This window comes from Streptomyces sp. R-07 (genome assembly GCF_049913175.1).
Classification (GTDB): domain Bacteria; phylum Actinomycetota; class Actinomycetes; order Streptomycetales; family Streptomycetaceae; genus Streptomyces.
Genome location: NZ_CP183978.1, coordinates 7,543,104 through 7,563,468, shown reverse-complemented (window position 1 = coordinate 7,563,468; position 20,365 = coordinate 7,543,104). Strand labels below are relative to the sequence as shown.

Genomic DNA, 20,365 nt, shown 5'->3' with positions numbered 1-20,365 from the left:
GCCCGCCGGTCGTCCGGTCCGGCCCCTGACGCGTCTCGGGCCCGGCCGGGTTCCTCGTTCCGCCGGTTCACCCTTGTCCCGAGCCGATGTGGGCGAGAAGCGCGGCGGCTCCGTCCTCCGCGGCGAGTCCGTGGGCGAGTTCGGCCGCGCGACGGCGGTGGGAAGGCTGGGACAGGCAGGCCGTGATCGCGTCGCCGAGGGCTTCGGCGGTGAGGGCGTCGAACGGCACGGGCCGCGGGGCGACGCCCAGTGCGTGCAGCCGATCCGACCAGAACGGCTGGTCGTACATGACCGGTACGGCCACGGCGGGTACGCCGGCGCGCAGTCCGGCCGCGGTGGTGCCCGCGCCGGCGTGGTGGACGACGGCGGCGGTGCGCGGGAACAGCCAGTCGTGCGGGACGTCGCCGACGGCCAGGACGTCGGGGCCGCAGCCGGCCAGCTCGGCCCACCCCGCCTGCACCACCGCACGCACGCCCGCCCGCCGCACCGCCGCGGACACCAGTTCACCGAGCCGTTCCCCCTCCCCCACGGCCATGCTGCCGAACCCGATGAACACCGGGGGCGGACCGGCCTGGAGGAAGTCGGCCAGTTCGGCCGGGGGTTGCCAGCCGTCCGGACGCGCGGGCCACCAGTAACCCGTCACCTCGACCCCGGACGGCCAGTCCCCCGGGCGCGGCACCACCAGCGGGCTGTAGCCGTGGAAGGCCGGCCGGATGTCCTCCGCGGCCGAGGGCGTGCCGGCGGGAAGCCCGAGGCGTTCGCGCAGGCGGGTCACGGCGCCCGCGAAGACCCCTTCGGCGCGCCGCAGCACGTCCCGGCCCGCCGCGAGGTTGGCCTCCGGCCCCGTGCCGTCGGTGTTCCGGGCGTTGGGCAGCGGGAACTCCCGGGTGGCGAACGACGGTACGAGGTAGGTGCCGATGACGGGGATGCCGAACGCCGCGCCGGCCGTCCGGCTGAGCGGTGCCGGGCCGTGGGCGGTGAGCAGCAGGTCGGTTCCGCCCGCCACGGCCTCCGCCACCCCGTCGGCGAGCCCGTCCGCGTACGCCCGTGTCATCGCCTGGGCCTCCTCGCGCGAGGCCGCAGCGGCCCAGTCGCGGATCAGCTTCTGCGGGTCTCCCGGCACGGTCCGGAAGTCGAGACCGCACCCGCCGATGAGCGCGGCGAAGGACGGGTGGGCGGCCACGGCGACCTGATGGCCCGCGTCCAGCAGACGCCGACCGAGGCCGGTGAAGGGTGCGACGTCGCCCCGGGATCCGGCGGTGATGATCAGAATGCGCATGGAGGGATTCTCCCCGGCGCCTGCCGCGTCCGTCGGGCGACGGTCGTGCTCAGTACGTCTGATCGAAGGTCAGGACCGCCTTGGCGTGCAGGTCTCCGGAGGGGCGGGCGGCGCTGGCCGGCCGCCACCGCGGCTGATCACCCACCGCGGCCCGGCGGTCCAAGGGCGCTGCCACCCCGACGACGGCTGCGCCTCTGACGTCCCGTACCAGGGCCCGGACTTCGCCCATCTCGCCGCCAACGTGACCGAACGCGGCAGTACGACCCCGCTGTTCAAGGGGTACACGCGCTCGTGAATTCCCTGCCTGAGACGCTAGCTTTCGCCACCGGCAAGGCCGTCGGGTCGCTTGGCCATGACGACCACGCCGGGGCCGGTGTGTTCGTCCGCCGGGAGGCGGAGTTCGGCGACCGGGTGCAGGCCCGCCTGTTCGATCAGGTCCACGAGTTGTTCCGGCTGCCATTTGTGGGTCGTCCAGCGGACCGGTACGCCTCCGTACGCCTCGGTGCGCGCCAGGTCCTCGTCGCCGACGTGCGTCGCGGTGATGAAGTGTCCGCCCGGCTTCAGGGCGCGCGTGAACATGGCGAGGACCTGAGGGAGGACCTCGCGGGGGAGGTTGAACAGGGACCACCATCCGAGGACGCCGCCGAGGGACTCCTCGTCGAGGTCGAGTTCGGTGGCGGAGGCGACGCCGAAGCGGCACTGCGGGTGAAGGCGGCGCGCGTTCTCGATCATGCGGGGGGAGAGATCGACCCCGGACACGTCGAGTCCGCGTTCGGCGAGGTAGCCGGTCACCGTTCCGGGTCCGCAGCCGACGTCGAGGACGGGCCCGAGACCGCTCACGGTGTCGGCGAAGGCGTCGATCGACGCCTTGAGCCAGGGATGGCGGCGAATGTCACCGATCCCGGTCGTCAGCACCATGTGGGCGTAGTTGTCGGCGACCCGGTCATAGGACTCACGGACGACGTCGAGATCCGTCGGACGATCGATACGGTGCGCGCTCATCGGCCCATGCTAGGGCCCGCGGTCCGCCGTGTGGATCTCGTGGGGATCGGCGGCAGGTCTTGCACCGATCGACCCCCGGACCGTCGACTCCCGACCGTGCCGACCTCCGGACCCACGCCCGCCGCCGCCGTGCGATTCACCCATTTCGCCATCAACTACCGTACGTTCACGCCGTATTGGGGCTGATCGATCACGTTTGCCATTCGCTCCGGCGTTCTGGAACCCTCCGTTCAACTTGTCCACCCATCAGCAACGGAGGCAACCTTCCATGCCCTCACGGCGAATATGCCGCGCCTGGCTCACGGCAGCCGCCGCGGCCTCGCTCGCGTTCACCGGCCTCGCGGCTCCGGCCCAGGCCGAGGACGTCCCACGGGACGTCTCTGACCCCACGGTCCAGCAGCCCCTCACGACCGAAGCCGCCCCCTCGACGTTCGCCGCCACCGACTGGACCGGGCCCGGCGGCGCGGCCTCGCCCGGTGACTTCACGATGTCGCCCGGCGCCCTGAACTCCGAGACCACCACGCGGGTCAACCGCCTGGACTCGGTGCTCCCCAAGTCGGGTGTGCAGAACCTGCTGGCCGGCGCGAACCGCACCGTGACGCCGTGGTGCTCCCGCGACCCGTTCGGCACCGCCGCGGACCCCGACATCAAGTACTGCCTGCAGGACGACGACTCCACCTCGCGGGAGTGGGTGCCCCAGGGCTTCACCGGCGTCTCCGACGCCAAGGACAACGAGCTGTGGGGCGAGGCCGGGAACATCCAGCTGTTCGCCTCGTACGACGGCTGGGACCCGGGCCGGGAGGACGACCCGGACCCGGCGACCGGTGACTGCACCGAGGCCGAACTGGAGGCCGACGACGCCTGCAACCAGAAGGGCGTCCGGATCACCTTCGTACAGAGCCGGGTCAACCCGGCCTCCGGCATCTCCGAGACCAAGTACCGGCACGTCCTGCTGGGCTGGACCTACATCAACGCGGCCGACCACGTCTCCTTCGACGGGCTGCACGCCTCCGAGTACCCGATCCAGAAGGGCGTCCACGCCGGCGGCATCGTCTGGTACGGCAACTACCTGTACGTCGCCGACACCCGGAACGGCGTGCGTGTCTTCGACATGCGCTACATCATGGACCTGGACCCGGACGGCGACCCGAGCACGCACGACGCGATGGGTGCCGACACCGACGGCGTGCAGACCACCGCCGACACCCAGGACAAGACGAAGGTCGGCCGGCACGACAACGTCTGGTACAGCTTCGGCTACCGCTACGTGATGCCGCAGGTCGCCGCGTGGAAGTTCAAGGCGACGCAGAGCAACCCCGCGGGCTCCTACGCCTGCGTCCCCACCGGAGCCCCGAAGGCCTCCTACATCTCCCTGGACCGCAGCACCACCCCGGACCGGATGATCATGGGTGAGTACTGCCGTCCGGAGAGCGGCTACCCGTCTACGGGTCGCATCGCCTCGTACCCGATCGCGGACCTGGAGGGTCGGTCGGCGGACGTGGCCGCGGAAGGCTGGGCCAACTACCTGCCGTTGACGAACGGCGGCGCCCAGGGAGCGGCGGCCTACAACGGCACGCTGTACGTGAACGAGTCGAAGGGCACGGACGAGCCCGGCAACCTCTGGCGCTACAACTGGAGCAACGGCCAGCTGGTCCAGAACGGCCAGGCCGTCAAGACCGCCCGGGGCGCCGAGGATCTCTACGTGGAGCGCGGCACGGGCCGGTTGTGGTCGCTGTCCGAACACCGTCCGGGCTCGGCCTCCGACTGCACGTCGAACCGGGACGCCGCCGACCCGGTGGGCACGGACTACTGCCAGCGGGTGCTGTACGGGCACAAGCTGAGCTGGATCGACGGCCAGCCGTAGTGGCAGGAGGCGTCCCCGCCGGACGCGCCGGACATGTCCGGCGGGGACGCCTCGGGCCGCCGCGCCTCAGCCGGACGCCGATGCCAGGCCCGCCTCCGCCTCAGCCGGACGTCGATGCCAGGCCCGCCTCGTAGACGCGGGTGACGCTGGGCGCGATCAGTGCGTCGCCCCGCGATAGCCACGCGGCCTCGATGCCGTTCACGCCGGGCATGCGGATGTCCCTCACCACGACGTCGGGTGCGAGGTCCGCCGCGAGTTCGACCGCCTCCGGTACGTCGCCTACGGCGGCGCCCACACTCGCCGCCTGCGCCGTCGCGGTGACGGCCCTACGCCGCCGCGGCGACGGCCCCACGCCGCCGCGACGTCTGAGCCGACGGGTACCGGAGCGCGACCGTGCTCCGTGCGCGGACGGAGAGCCGTTCCCTCCGGGTGTGGATACGGCCAATCGGAGGGGCGTGCTCCGAGCGCGCGGGCGCCGGCGGCCGAAAAGGCCGCGAGGCCTGCCGCGGAGGGCGATCCGGCGGGCCCGACGTGGGCCGCTGTCGCGCAAGGATCTCCCCGCCGTCACGCGCTCGTCACAGTGCCATCGTCGTCCCATCAAACTCGCCGAGTTCAGGATGGCCGGAAACCATGTGATTCAACCTCCCGCGCGCCTACGGCCGTTGATCAGGCGTTTCTCCCCTCACATACTGCGCTGACCGGCGACGGGCGCCAAGGTGCCCCTGTCCGGAACCGACCACTCGACCTCATCCCAAGCTCCTGGGGGAGACTTGCGCGCACACGTGCAGAAAGCACGCGCCTTCAGCATCGCGGCAGCCACATCGGTGGCCCTCGTCGCAGGCATGACCGGCCCCACGACGGCGATCGCCGCGAACGTGGCGGCCGCTTCGGACACCACCACACGTATCGACGGCACCCAGCGGATCCCGCTCATCACGGGAGACCGCGTGGTCGTGAACGCCAAGGGCCGGATGGTGGGCTTCGAGTCCGCCCCGGGCCGTGAGCACATACCCGTACAGGTGCAGCGCACCGGGGACCACACGCTCGTGGTGCCCGCCGACGCGCAGCGCCTGATCGCCGCGGGCCGCCTCGACCAGCGGCTCTTCGACCTCGACGTGCTCACCGACCCGCGGCTGCGCAAGAGCCAGCGCGCGGGTCTCAAGCTGATCGTGCAGTACGAAGGGGGTGCCGGAGCCGCACGCGCCGAGGTGCGTGCGGCCGGTGACACCCAGTTGCGGCGCACGTTCCCGACGCTGAACGCCGACGCGATCCGTACGCCCCAGGACGACGTGGCCCAGGTGTGGGACGCGCTGACCAGCGGGCAGAACAGCTTCGCCCGTGCCACCGCCGCCGGCATCGGCAGGGTGTGGCTGGACGGGGTGCGCGGAGCGCGCCTGGACCGCAGCGTCCCGCAGATCGGCGCCGACAAGGCGTGGGAGTCCGGGTACGACGGCACGGGCGTGAAGATCGCCGTGCTCGACACCGGTGTCGACAAGACCCACGACGACCTCAGGACCCAGGTCGTCGGCGAGAAGAACTTCTCCACTTCCGCCGACGCCGTGGACCGCGTCGGGCACGGCACGCACGTCGCGTCGATCGCCGTCGGCACCGGCGCCAGGTCCGGCGGCCGGTACAAGGGCGTCGCCCCCGGCGCCAAGGTGATCAGCGGCAAGGTCCTCGACGACGAGGGTTACGGGGACGACTCCGCCGTCATCGCGGGCATGGAGTGGGCCGCCGCCGAAGGCGCGGACGTGGTCAACCTCAGCCTCGGCGGCCCCGACAGCCCCGGCGTGGACCCGCTGGAGGCGACGGTCGACCGGCTGACCGCCGAGAAGGGGATCCTGTTCGCCATCGCGGCGGGCAACGAGGGCGAGTCCGGTGCGTCGTCCGTCGGTTCGCCGGGCACCGCGGACTCCGCGCTGACCGTCGGCGCCGTCGACAAGGACGACAAGCTGGCGCCGTTCTCCAGCACCGGCCCGCGCGTCGGCGACGGCGCCGTCAAGCCGGACGTGACCGCGCCGGGCGTCGCCATCACCGCGGCCGCCGCCCCCGGCAGCCTCATCGACCTGCGCCCCGGCACCCCGCACCCGGCACCGGGCTACCTCCAGATCGACGGCACCTCCATGGCGACCCCGCACGTCGCCGGTGCGGCCGCGATCCTCAAGCAGAAGCACCCCGACTGGAAGTCCGCCGAGCTCAAGGGCGCGCTGACCGGGTCCACCAAGGGCGGCGACTACACCGCCTTCCAGCAGGGCTCCGGCCGGATCCAGGTCGACAGGGCGCTGGGCCAGAGCGTGATCGCCGAGCCGGTGTCGCTGAACTACGGCACGGCGCTGTGGCCGCACGCCGACGACAAGACCGTCACGAAGAAGCTCGTCTACCGCAACCTCGGGGCCACCGACGTCACGCTCGACCTGTCGGTGTCCACCCTGGACCCGGCGGGCAAGCCGGCTCCGGCGGGGTTCTTCACGCTCGGCGCCTCGAAGCTGACCGTGCCCGCCGGCGGCACCGCCGCGGTCGACCTCGTGGCCGACACCCGGATCGGCGACGCCGACGGCACCTATTCGGGTTACGTCACCGCCGCCGGCGCGGGCCAGTCCGTCCGCACGGCCGCGGTGGCCGTACGGGAGGCCGAGTCGTACGACCTGACCATCCGGACGCTCGGTCGCGACGGCACCGACGCGCAGAACTTCTCCAACACCCTGAACGGCGTCGGCGGCCCCGCCGCGGGCTTCGGGAGCCGCATCGACAACGAGCCGGGCGCCCACACGATCCGTGTCCCCAAGGGCACGTACACGCTCAACACGGCCGTCTACGAGGACCCGTCGGACTACACCAAGGGCACCGACTGGATCGCCCAGCCGAAGCTGGACGTCTCCGCCGACACCACGGTGACCGCCGACGCGCGCACCACCAAGCCGGTGGACCTCACGGTGCCCGGCATCGACAAGGCGGACTACGCGGGCACGTACTACGAGCTCGCCACCGAATCCGGTCGCATCGGCAACGGCTGGGTCCTGAGGGGCTTCACCGGATTCCGCACCGCCCACGCGGGTCCGGCCGTCACCGACGGCTCCCTCCTGCAGACCTGGGACGCGCACTTCCTGAAGGACGCCACCAGCCAGTACTCGGTGGCCTTCGGCGGCAAGGCGAGCACGGTCGCGACGGGCTACACCAGGCACGTGAAGGCGAGCGAGCTGGCCACGCTCAAGGTCGGTCTCGGCGCCTCCGTCCCCGGTAAGACCGCGCTGGCCTCCCCGTACGCCCATCTGCCGGGCGCGCCGGAGGGCAACGGGTTCTCCGCGCCGCAGCCGGTGCCGGGCACGCGCACCTTCTACGTCTCGACCGGCGACGGCGCCACGTGGCTCACCCGGTACAACCAGCTGGGCGACCCCGACCAGTGGGGCTACCCGGCCTTCGAAGGCGCCTGGGAGATGCTCCGGCCGAAGCGGTACGAGGCAGGCAGGACGTACCGGGAGACCTTCAACACCGGTGTCGCCGGCCCGCTCCTGGGCGAGGGCATGGGTGTCTTCCGCACCGCTCCCGACCCGGTCACCGGGGAGCAGCAGCTCGTCGGCGCCGTGCCGCTGTTCTCCGACGGCGCGGGTCACGCGGGGTCCGTCCCGGCCGGCTCGGCCACGTCCACGCTGTACCGCGACGGTGTCAAGGTCGCCGAGAACGACGACCCGCTGAGCGGCTCGCGGCCGTTCACGGTCGACGCGGCCGACGCGCAGTACCGGCTGACGACCTCGGTGGAACGCCCGGCGAAGGCCGCCGCGGCCTCCACCCGGATCGACGCCGAGTTCACGTTCCGTTCGCAGCAGGTCGCGGCGACCACGGCGCTGCCGGTGTCGACGGTCCGCTTCGCGGCCCCCGTCGACCTGGCCTCGCGCGTCCCGGAGCGCACGACGGTCCTGGTCCCGGTGACCGTGCAGGGCTCGGCGGCCGGGGCGAACCTCAAGTCGCTGACCGTGTCGGTGAGCTACGACGGCGGGAAGACCTGGCAGGCCGCGAAGGTCGTCGGCGGTCTGATGTCCGTGAAGAGCCCGGCGAAGGACAGCGGCATCTCCTTCTCCGCCAAGGTCACGGACAAGCAGGGCAACACCTCGGCGCTGACGATCCACAACGCGTGGCTCGGCAAGTGACGCCACTCCGGTAACCACTCCCCCCTCACGCGGCGTCACCACCTCTGGTGGTGACGCCGCTCTTCCTTCCCCCTCGCGCGGCCGGGTGTGCGAAGTTCTGGAGCGTGGACAGCGTGGACCACTTCAAAGAACAAATGTCCCATACCGGCATAGATTGCTGAACCAGTGGGCAGGCCGGTCCCCGGCGCCCGTCGTCGTCTTCGAACAGGGCCGCCATCCGGGGTCTTCTCCCTCCCGCGAGCTGCTGCGCAAGGCGGGTGACGAGGTCATCACCATCGTCGGCGCCGAGCCCGGCCGGGGTCGCCGCGGCGGCCACTGCATGACCTGCCCGCTGAGCCGCGACGCCGTCGGCTTCTGAACCGGCGGCTCCCGGGAGACAGCGAGGAGTGATGCGGCCCTTCTCCGGGGGGCGGCATCACTCCGCTGGGTACGAGGTCGAATCGTCCGCCCGTCAGCCCTCCGACGCCGGGCCGGCGAGCTGGTCGGCGAGCTCGCGTTCGCTCTCCTCCGAGAGCGAGGTCTTGAGCACCGTTCCGCCGTACTGCCCGATGGCCTCGGCGAACTTGTCCTCCGTGAGCTTGGACGCCATGATCACGACGGCTGCCGAGCCGGGACGGAGCAGTTCCTGCACCTTGCCGCGGAACTTGTTGTCGACACCCATCTGGTTCAGCTTGCCGATGAGGCCTCCGACGGCAGCGCCCACCACGCCCATGGCGGGGGTCAGGATCAGCATGCCGAAGACCATGCCCCAGAGAGCGCCGGCCGTGGCCGAGATCGCCACCTCCTCGCTCCGGGCCGGGGTGTCGACATGCGTCTTGCCGTCCTGGTCCACCGTGACGACGGCGAGTCCGCTGAGCTCCACGACGTGGTCGTCGCGCAGCTTCAGCACGGCCGCGAACGCCTTGTCGGCAACTGCCCGGTCCTCGTATCCGAGGACGATGAGTTCGGACATACGGGTTCTCCTTCGGTCTCCAGAGGTGTTGTCGGTAACGCTGTGCCTTGGTGAGCCGAACCGTCAGCACGGGCTCGGCGGGCCGACCGCTGGTGACCAGGGGCGGTGGCATCGGTCTTGTCGGGCCCACAAAACGCCATCCTGTCCCGATATACACAGCGTCGCGACTCGATGAACCCGGGAGCCGACCGGTTCGCCGCCGTCCGGCGGGCTGGTACGCCCGCCACCAGGTACTAGGCGGCGGTGCCCCCGAGCACGCGCACGGCCTCCACGATCAGTTCCCAGAACGCGTCCGTGTCGACCTCCATGCCGACCTCGGTGTCGGCGGGCCGGTCGGTCACCCCGTGCAGGTCGACCACCGTCGCGCCCCGGGTGTGCGTTCCGTTGAGCTCCACCCTCACCGCCGCCCGCACCAGGCTGACCAGCGAGGGGTTGATGAGGTGGGCGACCGTGAGCGGATCGTGCAGAGGGGGCGCGTCGAATCCGTACACCTCGCGGTAGGTGGACGCGAAGTAGGTCAGCAGGTCGACGCAGAGCGCGCTCAGCGGGGTGCCGAGCGCCGCGATCCGGGCGACGACCTCGGCGGTGGCCCGCACCTGATGCGTCGCGTTGAGGCCGAACATCGTCACCGGCAGACCGCTGCGGAAGACGATGTCCGCCGCCTCCGGATCGCACAGGACGTTGAACTCGGCCGCGGGTGTGGTGTTGCCCCGTCCCGTCGACCCGCCCATGAGCACGATCCGCTCGATCCGCCCGGTGAGCTCGGGGTGGGCGAGCAGGAAGACCGCGATGTTGGTGAGCGGCCCGGTCGGCACGAGGGTCACCGGCCACGGGTGCGCGAGCAGGGTGTCCCGGATGAGGGTGAGGGCGTCGCGCGGGTCCTGCGGCACGTCCGGCTCCCCCTCGCCGAAGCCGGGCCCGTCGAGTCCGGAGCCGCCGTGGATGTTCTCGGCGACCCGGGGCGGTCCGTGCAGCGGCCGGTCGCGGCCCGCCGCGATCGGGACGCCCCGGATCCCGGCCGCCGCACAGACCCGGCGGGCGTTGAGGGTGGTCTTCTCCAGCGTCTGGTTGCCCGCGACGGTGGTGATCGCGAGCAGGTCGATCGCGGGGTGCGCGGCGGCGAGCAGGATGTTGAAGGCGTCGTCGTGACCGGGATCGCAGTCGAGAATCACGGGGACCGGCATGGGTTCACCGTCCCACATCCGACCGCGCATGCGAAGGACGCGCGCTCCGGACCGCGGGCGTCGGGCGGTACGGCCGCACCACACCTGGCCACGCGCCTGGGTACGCGCCTGGGTACGCGCCTGGGTACGCGGTCACCTGGACCTGACCACCGACCGCCGGCGGTACGCGAGCACCGGACCTGACCACCGACCGCGGGCGACCGGCAGTACGCGAGCACCCGGACCTGACCACCCGCCACGGGTGCCCGGCAGTACGCGGAACGCACCCGTCCGGGCGTACGGGCGTTCTAGCGTGCCTGGCATGACCTCGCTCAGGTTTTGGCGTGCGCCGTTGCTCGCCCTCGTAGCGGTCCTGACGCTCCTCCCCCAGTCGGCCGCGGCGCGGGACCCCGCGGACGCCGCGGTCCCCGTACCGGCGGCGACACCGGATCACCCCTCGTACGACGTGTCTCTGCGGGCCGACGCCGACGGCTCGCACTGGACGGGCCGCCAGACGGTGTCCTTCCGCAACTCCGCCCGAACTCCCCTGCGTTCGGTCGACGTACGGCTCTGGGGCAACGGCGCCGACGGCTGCGGAGCCCCCGGCAAGCCGTCCCCGGTCCGGGTGAGCGGGGTCGCCGGAGGCACCCCGCGACCGCTCGCCGTCGGCTGCACAGCGCTGCAGATCGACCTGCCGAAGCCGCTGCCGTACCGGGCGCGTGCGAGCGTCTCCTTCGACGTCTCGATCACCGTCCCGGACCGCGTCCACCGCTTCGGACGGGACGGCGCGTACCGCTTCCTGGGCAACGCGCTGCCGCTGCTGTCCGTACGCGACGCCCAGGGCCGGCACCTCGACCCGGACGTCGGCTTCGGCGAGAGCTTCTACACCCTGACCGGCGACTTCCGGGTCGTGCTCGATCACCCGGACACGCTCGTCGTTCCCGCGACGGGCACCACGAGCCGGCACGCGGGCGCCCCCGGCCGGACGGTCAGCACGAGCGTCGCGCACGGGGTGCGGGACTTCGCGTGGGCGGCGGGCCCCTTCCGGTCGAGGACGGTGACGACGCCCGGCGGGGTACGGCTGAACGCGTACTGGACCGCTTCGACGTCGCCCGAGGGTGTCGCCGTCGACATGAAGAACGCCGTCGGCGCGGTGGACGAGTTCGGGCGGCGGTTCGGGCGCTATCCGTACGGCGAACTCGACCTCGTCATGAGCGACCACCTCGACGACTTCGGCAGCATGGAGTTCCCGGGCCTCGTACTGCTCTGGACCGAACCGGAGGGTTCGGCCGTCGTGCACGAGATCGCCCACCAGTGGTTCTACGGCATCGTCGGCAACGACGAGTTCACGTCGCCGTGGCTGGACGAGTCCTTCGCGCAGTACGCGAACCGGACGTACTACCGGGACGACACCGCCACCTGCTGGGAGGACGCGGGCGCGTGGCCCAGCGGTACGGCCGCCCTCACCCGGTCCATGGGGTACTACGGGGACGGCCACCGCTCCGAGTACGTCCGCGTCGTCTACATGCGCGGCTCCTGCGCCCTGCACGATCTGGAACGGGTCCTGGGCGGCCCGGCGATGGCGGCCGTGCTGCGCGGTTACGTGCGGGACCACTGGCTGGGCGTCGCCACCACCGCGGACTTCAAGCGCGCGGCGCAGGCGGCGACGGCGCAGGACCTCGGCCCGTTCTGGACGGAGCACAGGATCCTCTGACGGCGGGAACGACGGACGAGGCCGGGCACGCGTACATCAGGTACGCGTGCCCGGCGTGTTCCTTCCGGGCGGGTCCGCGGTCACACGTCCCAGGTGACCGGGAGGCTCTTCACCCCGTAGATGTCCGCGAGCTCCGGGCGCAGGGCGACCTTCTCGGCCGGCACGGCCAGGCGCAGCGTGGGAAAGCGCTCCAGCAGGGCGGCGAACGCGACCCGCATCTCGACGCGGGCCAGTTGCGCACCGAGGCACAGGTGGATGCCGTGGCCGAAGGCCAGGTGACCGGCGGGCTCCCTGCGGAGGTCGAGCTCATGGGGGTCGGTGAAGCGCTCGGGGTCGCGGTTGGCGGTGTTGTACGAGAGGACGACCGTGGTGCCGGCCTCGATGAGCTGTCCGCCCACCTCGACGTCCTCCAGCGCCGTCCGCATGAAGGACTTGGCGACGGTCAGATACCGCAGCAGTTCCTCGACGGCCCCGTCGGTGAGCGCGGGGTCGGCGCGCAGCGCGTCGAGCTGCTCCGGGTTCTGCAGCAGTGCGAAGGTGCCGAGCGAGAGCATGTTGGCGGTGGTGTCGAATCCGGCCGCGAGGAGGATCAGGCTGATCCCCTTCAGTTCCTCGTCGGTGAGGTCGCTGTCGGTGAGTTCGCTGAGCACGTCGTCGGTGGGGTTCGCCCGCTTGGCCTTCACCAGTCGGGCGAGGTACTCCTGGGTCGCGGTGTAGGCCGCGATCAGCTCCTCGTCGCTCACCTCCCCGCCCATGAACTTGTCGATCTGTTCCTGGAAGGAAGCGCGGTCCTCGTACGGCACCCCGAGGATCTCGCAGATCACGATGGTGGGGATGGGTTTGGCGAACGCGGTCACGAGGTCCGCCGACGGCCCGGCCGCCTCCATGGCGTCCAGGCAGTCGGCGGTGATCTCCTCGACGCGCTCGGCGAGCAGGCGCATCCGCCGCGCGGTGAACCTGCCGACGAGCGGCTTCCGGTAGCGGCTGTGCTGCGGCTCGTCCATGAGGAGGAACTCACCGGGCGGCGCCGGAGGAAGCTCGAAGTCGACCACGTTCATGAGGTCCTTGCGCGAACTGAACCGCGGGTCGGCCAGGACCGACTTCACCAGGTCGTATCCGGTGATCAGCCAGCCGGACTTCCCCCCGGGGTGGGTGTAGCGGCTGATCGGGCCGTGCCGGCGGGCGTCGATCAGCTCGGCCGGCGGGTCGAAGGGACAGCCGGAGGGACGCTCGGTCGGCAGCGTCGTGACGGTGTGGAGGGACTCGGTCATGGTCATCCTCAGCTCGCGACATCGGGTGTTGAAGTAATCCGAAAGCTACGTTGCGTTCAGACTTCCGTCAATCACCGAGGAGACATAACCACTGGTGAGCCTCGCTAAATTGATGCAATGACCCTGCGCTTGAATGCAACGTCGCGTTGCAATGAAGCTTGCCGGGGGAAACGCAACACCCGTCTAGGCGCCCGTTTCCGCCGCGGGGAGCGGCTCCGGCTTCTCCCGGCGGGCGATCCTCAGGCCGACGGCTCCGACCAGGAGCAGTACGGCGACCGTGCCGAGGGTGAAGGCCTCGAAGGCCGCCCGGGACATGCCCCACGTGTCGTCGAAGGCGTACTCGATGCCGAAGAGCGCTTCGAGGGTTCCGGGGAAGAGGGCGCACCAGGAGCCGACGAGGATCCAGGCGTAGACCAGCGCCGCGCAGGTCATGAAGCCGCGGCGTCCGAAGGGGACGCGGTAGGGACGTACGACATCGGGCCGGCGCAGGCGCAGCAGGACGAGGGCGGGGACGATCACCAGGTACGACAGCAGCAGGGTGGTGACCGCCACGGTGAGCACGACGGCGAACACCGCGCCCGCGTCGCCTTCCGCGACCCGCATGGCCACGATCATGAACACGGTGGCCACCGCTCCGGAGAGCAGGTTGGTGCGCACGGGCGTGCCGAGCCGGGGGTGGAAGGCACCGAGCTTGCGGGTGAAGGAGCCGCCGTCGGCGGCGGCCATCGCCTGCATGCGGTCGCTGACGATCATCCAGGCGCTGCCCTGGGTGAGGAGGGCGAAGACGAACATGACGGCGGTGAGTGTCAGGAGCGGGCCGCCTGCGGCGCCGTAGATGCCGAAGACGAGGCGGGCGCCCTCCATGAAGCCGCCGATGCCGGTGACCTGGTGGGCGGGGACGACGGCGAGCAGCGCGAGGACCGGCAGCAGGTAGCAGCAGGCCGCGACGCTCGCGGACCGTCCGAGTGCGGCGGGCACGTCGCGCTGCGGGTCGTGCATCTCCTCGCCGGCGGCGTTGGGGGCCTCGAAGCCGACGTACGCGAACAGCAGGATCGGGACGAGGCCGAGGAAGCCGGCGGTCGTCGGGGTGAAGTGGGCGTCCGTGAGGCCGTGGAAGCCGTGTTCCGTCCCGTAGAAGACGGCGGTCAGGGTGAACCCCGCGAGGGTGAGTACCTTCACCGCGGCGCCGAGCGTGGTGATCCATTTGCCGCGGCGCAGCGAGACGACGGCGGTGAGGATGGCCGTCCAGACGAACAGCAGCTTGAACGTGTAGTCGGCGAGGGTGCCCGAGCCCAGGGGGAGGACGAAGCCGTCCCAGGTCTCGGCGGCGAGGAAGACCAGGGAGCCGCCCAGCCAGATCGGGTTGGTCACCCAGTAGAGCAGCGTGGTGAGCGCGGCCGCCGAACGTCCGAGGGTGAGCTTGACCCATACGTACGGGCCGCCCTCCTGCGGGAACGCGGCCCCGGTCTCGGCGAACAGCAGGGCGTAGGGGACGAGGAAGAGGAGCGCGAGGGCCGCCGTCCAGGTGGCGGCCTCACCGCCACCGGTGGCGATCTGTCCGACGGTGTCGAAGGAGATGACGGCGGCGATGGCGAGGGCGGTGATGTCGAGGCGCTTCAGGCTGCGCCGCAGGACGGTCGTCGTGTGGGGAGCGCGCGAGTCGGTGGACGACAGGTGGGAGGACACGGGCAGTTCCTTGCGGGGAGAGGGGTACTGCGAGCAGGTGCGCGCGAGCGCGGTGACGGCGTGGCGTCCGTGTCGGGGAGGCCCGGCGGGGCTCCGTGCCTCCCTGGAGGGGCAGGGCCTGTCGGACCCTTCCCGCCGGCCCCGACGGGAAGGGTCCGACGGCCCTAGGCGGGGCGGATCTCGCCGGTGGGTCCGGTGCGCTCCAGGACGCCGCGCAGCGCGGTGGCCACTTCCTTGGCCTCGGTCTCCGTCATGACGAGCGGCGGGGACAGGACGAGGCTGTGGGCGGAGTCGCGTACGATCACGCCGGCTTCGCGGCGGATGACGTCGTGGGGCATGCGGTCGGGATCGAGGGGCAGGGGTGCGCGGGTGGCGCGGTCCTGGACCAGTTCGACGGCCAGCATCATGCCGACGGAGCGGATCTCGCCGACGATCGGCAGGTCGCCCAGCTGCGCCTGCAGTTCGCCGTGGAGGAAGGAGCCCAGGGTCGTGGCGCGGGCGAGCAGGCCTTCCCGTTCGATGATGTCGAGGTTGGCGGTGGCGACGGCGGTGGCGACGGGGTGGCCGTTGTAGGTGTAGCCCATGGGGAATCCGTGGTCGCGCAGGAGCACCTCGGCGAGGTGGTCGCTGACCAGGAGCGCTCCGAGCGGGACGTAGCCGGAGGTGATGCCCTTGGCGGTGACGATGATGTCCGGGGTGACGTCGAAGTACTGGGCGGCGAACCACTCGCCGACACGGCCGTACGCGGTGACGACCTCGTCGAAGATCAGCAGGATGCCGTGCCGGTCGAGGACCTCCCGCACCCGGGGCCAGTAGTCGGCCGGCGGCACGAGCATGCCGCCGACGCCCATGATGGGCTCGCCGATCATCGCGGCGATGTTCTCCGGGCCGATCTCGGCGATGCGCTCCTCGAGTTCGCGGATGAGGAAGTCGGCCGGGTCCTCGCCGCCGTAGAGCTCGCTGCGGTACGGCCACGGGGGCGTGAGGTGCGAGACGTGCGGCATCATCGGGGCGAAGCCCTCGTGGTACAGGGGGAAGCCGGTGGCCGAGCCGCCGCCGTAGCCGATGCCGTGGTACGCCTTGCTGCGCGCCAGGATCCAGGTCCGGCTGCCCTCGCCCCGCCGGTGGTGGTAGTAGCGGGCCATCTTGATGGCCGCCTCGTTGCCCTCCGAGCCGCCGGAGGTGAAGTAGACGTGGTTGAGCGGCTCGGGGGCGATGTCGGCGAGACGGGCGGCGAGTTCGATGGCCCGCTCGTTGGAGAACTCCCAGAAGCTGGTGAAGTACTCCAGCTTCTTCATCTGCTCGTGCGCGACGTCGGCCACCTCCGTGCGGCCGTGGCCGATCTGGGCGAGCCAGAGGCCGCCGGTGGCGTCCAGGTAGTCGCGGCCCTCGGTGTCGGTGAGCCGGCAGCCGGAACCGGAGGCCATGACGACGCGCTCGGTGGCGCCGCCCGGAAGGTAGGGGTGGATGATGTGCGCCCGGTCGAGGCGGACGAGGTCTTCGGTGCGGGTGGTCATCGTGGTGGGTCCCTTGTTCGGGTGAGGGTGTGGGGTCGGGTGAGGGGCCGGTGGCCTGTGCGCTGCCGGCACGGTCAGCCGTACGCGATCCAGGTCGTCTTCAGGCCGGTGTACTTGTCGAAGGCGTGCAGGGAGAGGTCCCGGCCGTGGCCGGACTGCTTGAAGCCGCCGAAGGGGGTGTACGGACTGAGCGCGTCGACGGTGTTGACGGACACGGTGCCCGCGCGCAGGACGTCGGCCACGCGGTGGGCGCGGCCGAGGTCCCGGGTCCATACGGAGGCGGCCAGGCCGTAGGCGGAGTCGTCGGCGAGGCGGATCGCCTCGGCCTCGTCCCGGAAGGGCAGCACCGTGAGGACGGGGCCGAAGAGTTCCTCCCGGACGAGCGGGGCGTCGGGGGCGAGGCCGGTGACGACGGTGGGGTCGAGGTAGGCGCCGTCCCGGTCGGGTCGTGTGCCGCCGCACACGAGCCTGCCGCCGGATGACCGCACGGCGTCGAGGACGCGTGCCACCTGGGCCTCGTCGACGAGCGGGCCGAGACGGGTCGCGGGGTCGAGCGGGTCGCCCGGCAGCCAGGTGCGGGCGTGTGCGGCGACGCGGGCCGTGAACTCCTCGGCGACGGAGGCCTCGACGAGCAGCCGTGTGTTGGCGGAGCACACCTGCCCGGCGTTGTAGACGAAGCCCCAGGCCGCGCGTTCCGCGGCCGTGTCCAGGTCGGCGTCGCCGAAGACCACGTTGGGGCTCTTCCCGCCGGCCTCGGGCCAGACCTGCTTCATGTTCGACTCGGCCGAGTAGGCGAGGAACCGCTTGGCCACGGCGGTGGACCCGGTGAAGACCAGGGTGTCCACGTCCGGGTGGAGGCCGAGAGCCCGTCCGGTGCTCTCGCCCGGGCCGGGGACGACGTTCAGCACGCCGTCGGGCAGGCCGGCCTCCGCGGCGAGTTCCGCGAGGAGCAGAGCGGAGAGCGGGGACTGCTCGGCGGGCTTCAGGACGACGCTGTTGCCGACGGCCAGGGCGGGCGCCAGCTTCCAGCTCGCGAGGTCGAGGGGGAAGTTCCAGGGCACCACCGCGCCCACGACGCCCAGCGGGGCGCGGCGCACGAGGGCGAGGTTGCCCGGCGGCGCCGGGGCGACCTCGTCGTAGAGCTTGTCGACGGCCTCGGCGTACCAGGCGAAGACGCCGGCCGCGCCGGGGACGTCGGTGCCGTGGGAGTCCGCGATGGGCTTGCCCATGTCGAGGGTGTCGCACAGGGCCAGCTCCTCGCCGCGCTCCTCGATGAGGCGGGCGAGGGCGAGCAGGACCCGCTTGCGCTCAGCGGGCACGGTGCGCGACCAGCGGCCGTCCTCGAAGGAGGTGCGGGCCGCCTTCACGGCCCGGTCGACGTCGGCGGCGGAGCCGGCCGCCACGTGGGCGGTGGTCTTTCCGGTCGCGGGGTTCACGGTCGGGATCCACCGGTCACCGGCGGGGTCGGTCCACGCTCCGTCGATGAACAGGCGTGTACGTGGGGTGAGTTCGGCGGCGCGCTGCCGCCAGTGGGCGTACGTCTGCATGGGGTGGCCTTCGAAGCGTCGTGGGACGTGGGCGAGCCGGTGCCGGGTCGGGCGGGGTGCGGCCCGGGCTGTGTCGGGGGTGTGCCGGCCGGATGCGGCGGGGCGACGAGGAGGGCGGGGCCCGCTGCTGGGCGTCCGTACCGAGTTCTTTGAGTCGGAATTCAAACAATAGGTGAACCAGCCGTCAATGCTCCCGGCGAGAACTTCTTGCACAACCTGAGACGGGCATCAGAGAATGGGGCTCATGATGAGGAAAGCCGGCAGACCACGCGACCAGACGGCACGCAGGGAGGCCCTCGTCTCGGCGGCGGGGCGGGCCATCGCGGAGCGCGGCCTCGAAGCCCTGCGCATCAAGGACATCGCGGAGGCCGCGGGCGTCTCCCAGGGCTCGGTCCTGTACTACTACCCCGAGCTCGACGACCTCGTCCTGGATGTGCACCGGGGTGCCGTGGAGAGCTACCTGGCCTCTCGGCAGCAGGCCTACGACGAGGCGCCCGCCGGCGATCCCGCCGCGCGGCTGCGGGCCCTCCTGAACAGCGGCCTGCCGAGCATGACGGACGATCCCGTCCACGGGCTGCTGTACGAACTGCACCGGCGCGCCGGCCGCAGCCCCGGCCACGCCGAACTGATGGCCTCGCTCTTCGCCCGGGAGGTCGCGCTCTACACCACCGCCCTCGCGGTGGGCGCCGCGACCGGCGGGTTCTCCCTCGCCGCGTCCGCGCCCGACCTGGCACACGGCCTGGTCGCCCTGGAGGACGGATACGGACTGCACATCGTCAGCCGCAACGCGGCACTGCGCCCCGACAGGGCCCGCGAGCTGGTCCTGGCCCATGCCCGGGCGGTGACGGGCCGCGCCGATCTGTAGCGCGTGCGGGTCGCCGTTCAGACCCCGCGGGGCCCGTCGGCGGCCGGCTCAAGCCTCGGCGGGCCCGAGCACGGCGGCTCAGGCCTCGGCGGGCCCGAGCGCGATCTCCCGCAGCACGTCCATCACCGCTCGGGCGCGGGCCGTCTGCGTCACGCCGCCCACCGAGGCGATCTTGACCTCGAGCGGCGGTCCGCCGTCCCTGAGCCTCAGTTCCGCGATCTCTCCCCCGCCGTACGTCTGGCTGGTCGCCGGCCGCTGGTTGAGCACGGAGTAGCCGAGTCCGCGTGCCACCAGGGAGCGCACGGTCTCGTAGCTCTGGGTGCGGTAGCGCACGTCGGGCGCGGTGCCGGTGGCGGCGACCAGCGAGCGGAAGTAGTCGCGGCTGTGGGGCAGGTCGAGGAGGACGAGCGGTTCCGCGGACAGTTCGGCCAGCTCCACGCCGTCCCGGCCGGCCAGGGGGTGGGCGGCCGGGACGATGACGTACGCGGGGGCGCGGGCGATCGTCTCCCCGTGCAGGTCCGGCTCGGCGGACAGGCCGAGGTCGTAGGTGAGCGCGAAGTCGACGCGTCCCGCCGTCAGGGCCCGCACGAGCTGGTCCGACTCCGCCTCCACGACGTCGAGCTCGATGCCCGGATGGCGCCGGGTGCACTCGCTGAACAGGGCCGGCAGGTAGTAGGGGGCCAGGGTCACGAAGCAGCCGACGGTGACCGGTCCGGTGAGGGACTCGCCCCCTCCCCGGGCCTCCTGCTCGATCTCGCGGGCGCGGGCGAGGAGTTCCCTCGCCTGCTGCCGGAGCCGCTCGCCGCCGGGGGTGAGGGTCAGCCCCCGGCCCCGGCGGCGGATGAACAACTGCACGCGCAGGTCCTGCTCCAGGTTGTGGACGGCCGTGGACACGGCGGACTGCGCGATGTGCAGCTCCGCCGCCGCCTCCGTCATCGATCCGCGTTCGGCGGCGACGAGGAAGTAGCGGAGCTGTACGAGTGTGAAACCCACTGGTGACGTCATGCGTGGCCCTCGCGCCTGGTGATCCGGTCGGTTCCGACCTTATGCGGCACGGGGCGGCGGGCCCGACGACACGGCGTGCTCAGAGCGCCGGCCGGCCGGTGAGGGCGGCGGGGCTGGTGAGCTCGCGGAGTTCGGCCTCCGTCAGCAGTTCCCGCTCACGTACGAGATCGAGCGCGGGCCTGCCGGTGTGGTGCGCCTCCAGCGCGAGGGCGCAGGCGGTCTCGTAGCCGAGTGCGGGTCCGAGCGCGGTGACCAGGCCGGTGGCGGCGGCCACGGTCTCCGCGAGCCGCGCCCGGTTGGCGGTGATGCCCCACACACAGTGTTCGGCGAGGATGGCGACGCCCACGGTGAGGTG

Annotated in this window: 16 protein-coding genes and 1 pseudogene; 6 read left to right on the top strand and 11 right to left on the bottom strand. The window is 71.8% G+C overall.

Annotated features, from left to right (window positions below; genetic code table 11):
* Positions 1-67: 67 nt before the first annotated feature.
* A complete protein-coding gene (locus ACN9M0_RS34480) occupies positions 68-1,279 on the bottom strand; it encodes a glycosyltransferase (RefSeq protein WP_426404823.1) in 1,212 nt (403 codons plus the stop codon).
* An 85-nt stretch (positions 1,280-1,364) separates the two neighbouring features.
* On the opposite strand from ACN9M0_RS34480, the gene ACN9M0_RS34475 reads away from it, so the two are divergent.
* Positions 1,365-1,574: a hypothetical protein gene (locus ACN9M0_RS34475; protein WP_426404822.1), complete on the top strand. Its 210-nt coding sequence runs from the start codon at positions 1,365-1,367 to the stop codon at positions 1,572-1,574.
* Positions 1,575-1,591: 17 nt separating this feature from the next.
* Here ACN9M0_RS34475 and ACN9M0_RS34470 read toward each other — a convergent pair whose 3' ends face one another.
* Positions 1,592-2,281, bottom strand: coding sequence for a class I SAM-dependent methyltransferase (locus ACN9M0_RS34470; protein ID WP_366041282.1), 690 nt, complete (start codon positions 2,279-2,281; stop codon positions 1,592-1,594).
* 268 nt (positions 2,282-2,549) lie between these two features.
* Here ACN9M0_RS34470 and ACN9M0_RS34465 point away from each other — a divergent pair, with 268 nt between their 5' ends.
* Entirely contained in the window at positions 2,550-4,145 is a 1,596-nt protein-coding gene (locus tag ACN9M0_RS34465) for a hypothetical protein (protein ID WP_426404821.1), read from the top strand.
* A 100-nt stretch (positions 4,146-4,245) separates the two neighbouring features.
* Here ACN9M0_RS34465 and ACN9M0_RS34460 read toward each other — a convergent pair whose 3' ends face one another.
* On the bottom strand, positions 4,246-4,440 hold the full coding sequence (locus tag ACN9M0_RS34460; protein ID WP_426404820.1) for a hypothetical protein: 195 nt from the start codon (positions 4,438-4,440) through the stop codon (positions 4,246-4,248).
* A gap of 487 nt (positions 4,441-4,927) precedes the next feature.
* Between ACN9M0_RS34460 and ACN9M0_RS34455 the strand changes: the two genes are divergently transcribed.
* Both ACN9M0_RS34455 and ACN9M0_RS34450 read left to right on the top strand, forming a co-directional pair.
* A complete protein-coding gene (locus tag ACN9M0_RS34455; protein ID WP_366041279.1) occupies positions 4,928-8,290 on the top strand; it encodes a S8 family peptidase in 3,363 nt (1,120 codons plus the stop codon).
* Between the two features lie 187 nt (positions 8,291-8,477).
* Positions 8,478-8,648 (top strand): annotated as a pseudogene (locus ACN9M0_RS34450) (arginine deiminase family protein); the annotation flags it as partial.
* Positions 8,649-8,741: 93 nt separating this feature from the next.
* Here ACN9M0_RS34450 and ACN9M0_RS34445 read toward each other — a convergent pair.
* Together ACN9M0_RS34445 and ACN9M0_RS34440 are read right to left on the bottom strand one after the other, a co-directional pair.
* Positions 8,742-9,242 carry a DUF1269 domain-containing protein gene (locus ACN9M0_RS34445; RefSeq protein WP_366041278.1) on the bottom strand — a complete coding sequence of 167 codons (501 nt, stop codon included), beginning with the start codon at positions 9,240-9,242 and terminating at the stop codon, positions 8,742-8,744.
* Positions 9,243-9,475: 233 nt separating this feature from the next.
* On the bottom strand, positions 9,476-10,426 hold the full coding sequence (locus tag ACN9M0_RS34440) for a nucleoside hydrolase (protein WP_366041277.1): 951 nt from the start codon (positions 10,424-10,426) through the stop codon (positions 9,476-9,478).
* Between the two features lie 301 nt (positions 10,427-10,727).
* Between ACN9M0_RS34440 and ACN9M0_RS34435 the strand changes: the two genes are divergently transcribed.
* The gene (locus ACN9M0_RS34435; RefSeq protein WP_426404819.1) at positions 10,728-12,119 is read left to right on the top strand and encodes a M1 family metallopeptidase; all 1,392 of its coding nucleotides are present in this window, start codon (positions 10,728-10,730) and stop codon (positions 12,117-12,119) included.
* An 80-nt stretch (positions 12,120-12,199) separates the two neighbouring features.
* Here the strand turns inward: ACN9M0_RS34435 and ACN9M0_RS34430 are convergent, their stop codons facing one another.
* From ACN9M0_RS34430 to ACN9M0_RS34415, 4 genes are all read right to left on the bottom strand, one after another.
* Positions 12,200-13,390 (bottom strand): cytochrome P450, encoded by a 1,191-nt coding sequence (locus tag ACN9M0_RS34430; protein WP_366041275.1) that lies wholly within the window; start codon positions 13,388-13,390, stop codon positions 12,200-12,202.
* A 183-nt stretch (positions 13,391-13,573) separates the two neighbouring features.
* A complete protein-coding gene (locus ACN9M0_RS34425) occupies positions 13,574-15,076 on the bottom strand; it encodes an APC family permease (RefSeq protein WP_426404818.1) in 1,503 nt (500 codons plus the stop codon).
* A gap of 164 nt (positions 15,077-15,240) precedes the next feature.
* Positions 15,241-16,593, bottom strand: coding sequence for an aspartate aminotransferase family protein (locus ACN9M0_RS34420; protein ID WP_426404817.1), 1,353 nt, complete (start codon positions 16,591-16,593; stop codon positions 15,241-15,243).
* 74 nt (positions 16,594-16,667) lie between these two features.
* Entirely contained in the window at positions 16,668-18,140 is a 1,473-nt protein-coding gene (locus tag ACN9M0_RS34415) for an aldehyde dehydrogenase (protein ID WP_426404816.1), read from the bottom strand.
* Between the two features lie 244 nt (positions 18,141-18,384).
* On the opposite strand from ACN9M0_RS34415, the gene ACN9M0_RS34410 reads away from it, so the two are divergent.
* Positions 18,385-19,005 carry a TetR/AcrR family transcriptional regulator gene (locus ACN9M0_RS34410; RefSeq protein WP_426404815.1) on the top strand — a complete coding sequence of 207 codons (621 nt, stop codon included), beginning with the start codon at positions 18,385-18,387 and terminating at the stop codon, positions 19,003-19,005.
* 78 nt (positions 19,006-19,083) lie between these two features.
* On the opposite strand, the gene ACN9M0_RS34405 is transcribed toward ACN9M0_RS34410, so the two are convergent.
* Both ACN9M0_RS34405 and ACN9M0_RS34400 read right to left on the bottom strand, forming a co-directional pair.
* Complete coding sequence (locus ACN9M0_RS34405) at positions 19,084-20,010, bottom strand: LysR family transcriptional regulator (RefSeq protein WP_426404814.1); 927 nt, start codon at positions 20,008-20,010, stop codon at positions 19,084-19,086.
* A 79-nt stretch (positions 20,011-20,089) separates the two neighbouring features.
* Complete coding sequence (locus tag ACN9M0_RS34400; protein WP_426404813.1) at positions 20,090-20,356, bottom strand: hypothetical protein; 267 nt, start codon at positions 20,354-20,356, stop codon at positions 20,090-20,092.
* Positions 20,357-20,365: the final 9 nt, after the last annotated feature.

Bases quoted from the DNA above. Each gene is read 5' to 3' on its own strand.
- ACN9M0_RS34420 (WP_426404817.1), bottom strand. From the start codon at position 16,593: ATGACCACCCGCACCGAAGACCTCGTCCGCCTCGACCGGGCGCACATC.
- ACN9M0_RS34480 (WP_426404823.1), bottom strand. From the start codon at position 1,279: ATGCGCATTCTGATCATCACCGCCGGATCCCGGGGCGACGTCGCACCC.
- ACN9M0_RS34405 (WP_426404814.1), bottom strand. From the start codon at position 20,010: ATGACGTCACCAGTGGGTTTCACACTCGTACAGCTCCGCTACTTCCTC.
- ACN9M0_RS34470 (WP_366041282.1), bottom strand. From the start codon at position 2,281: ATGAGCGCGCACCGTATCGATCGTCCGACGGATCTCGACGTCGTCCGT.
- ACN9M0_RS34435 (WP_426404819.1), top strand. From the start codon at position 10,728: ATGACCTCGCTCAGGTTTTGGCGTGCGCCGTTGCTCGCCCTCGTAGCG.
- ACN9M0_RS34430 (WP_366041275.1), bottom strand. From the start codon at position 13,390: ATGACCGAGTCCCTCCACACCGTCACGACGCTGCCGACCGAGCGTCCC.
- ACN9M0_RS34410 (WP_426404815.1), top strand. From the start codon at position 18,385: ATGATGAGGAAAGCCGGCAGACCACGCGACCAGACGGCACGCAGGGAG.
- ACN9M0_RS34445 (WP_366041278.1), bottom strand. From the start codon at position 9,242: ATGTCCGAACTCATCGTCCTCGGATACGAGGACCGGGCAGTTGCCGAC.
- ACN9M0_RS34415 (WP_426404816.1), bottom strand. From the start codon at position 18,140: ATGCAGACGTACGCCCACTGGCGGCAGCGCGCCGCCGAACTCACCCCA.
- ACN9M0_RS34440 (WP_366041277.1), bottom strand. From the start codon at position 10,426: ATGCCGGTCCCCGTGATTCTCGACTGCGATCCCGGTCACGACGACGCC.
- ACN9M0_RS34465 (WP_426404821.1), top strand. From the start codon at position 2,550: ATGCCCTCACGGCGAATATGCCGCGCCTGGCTCACGGCAGCCGCCGCG.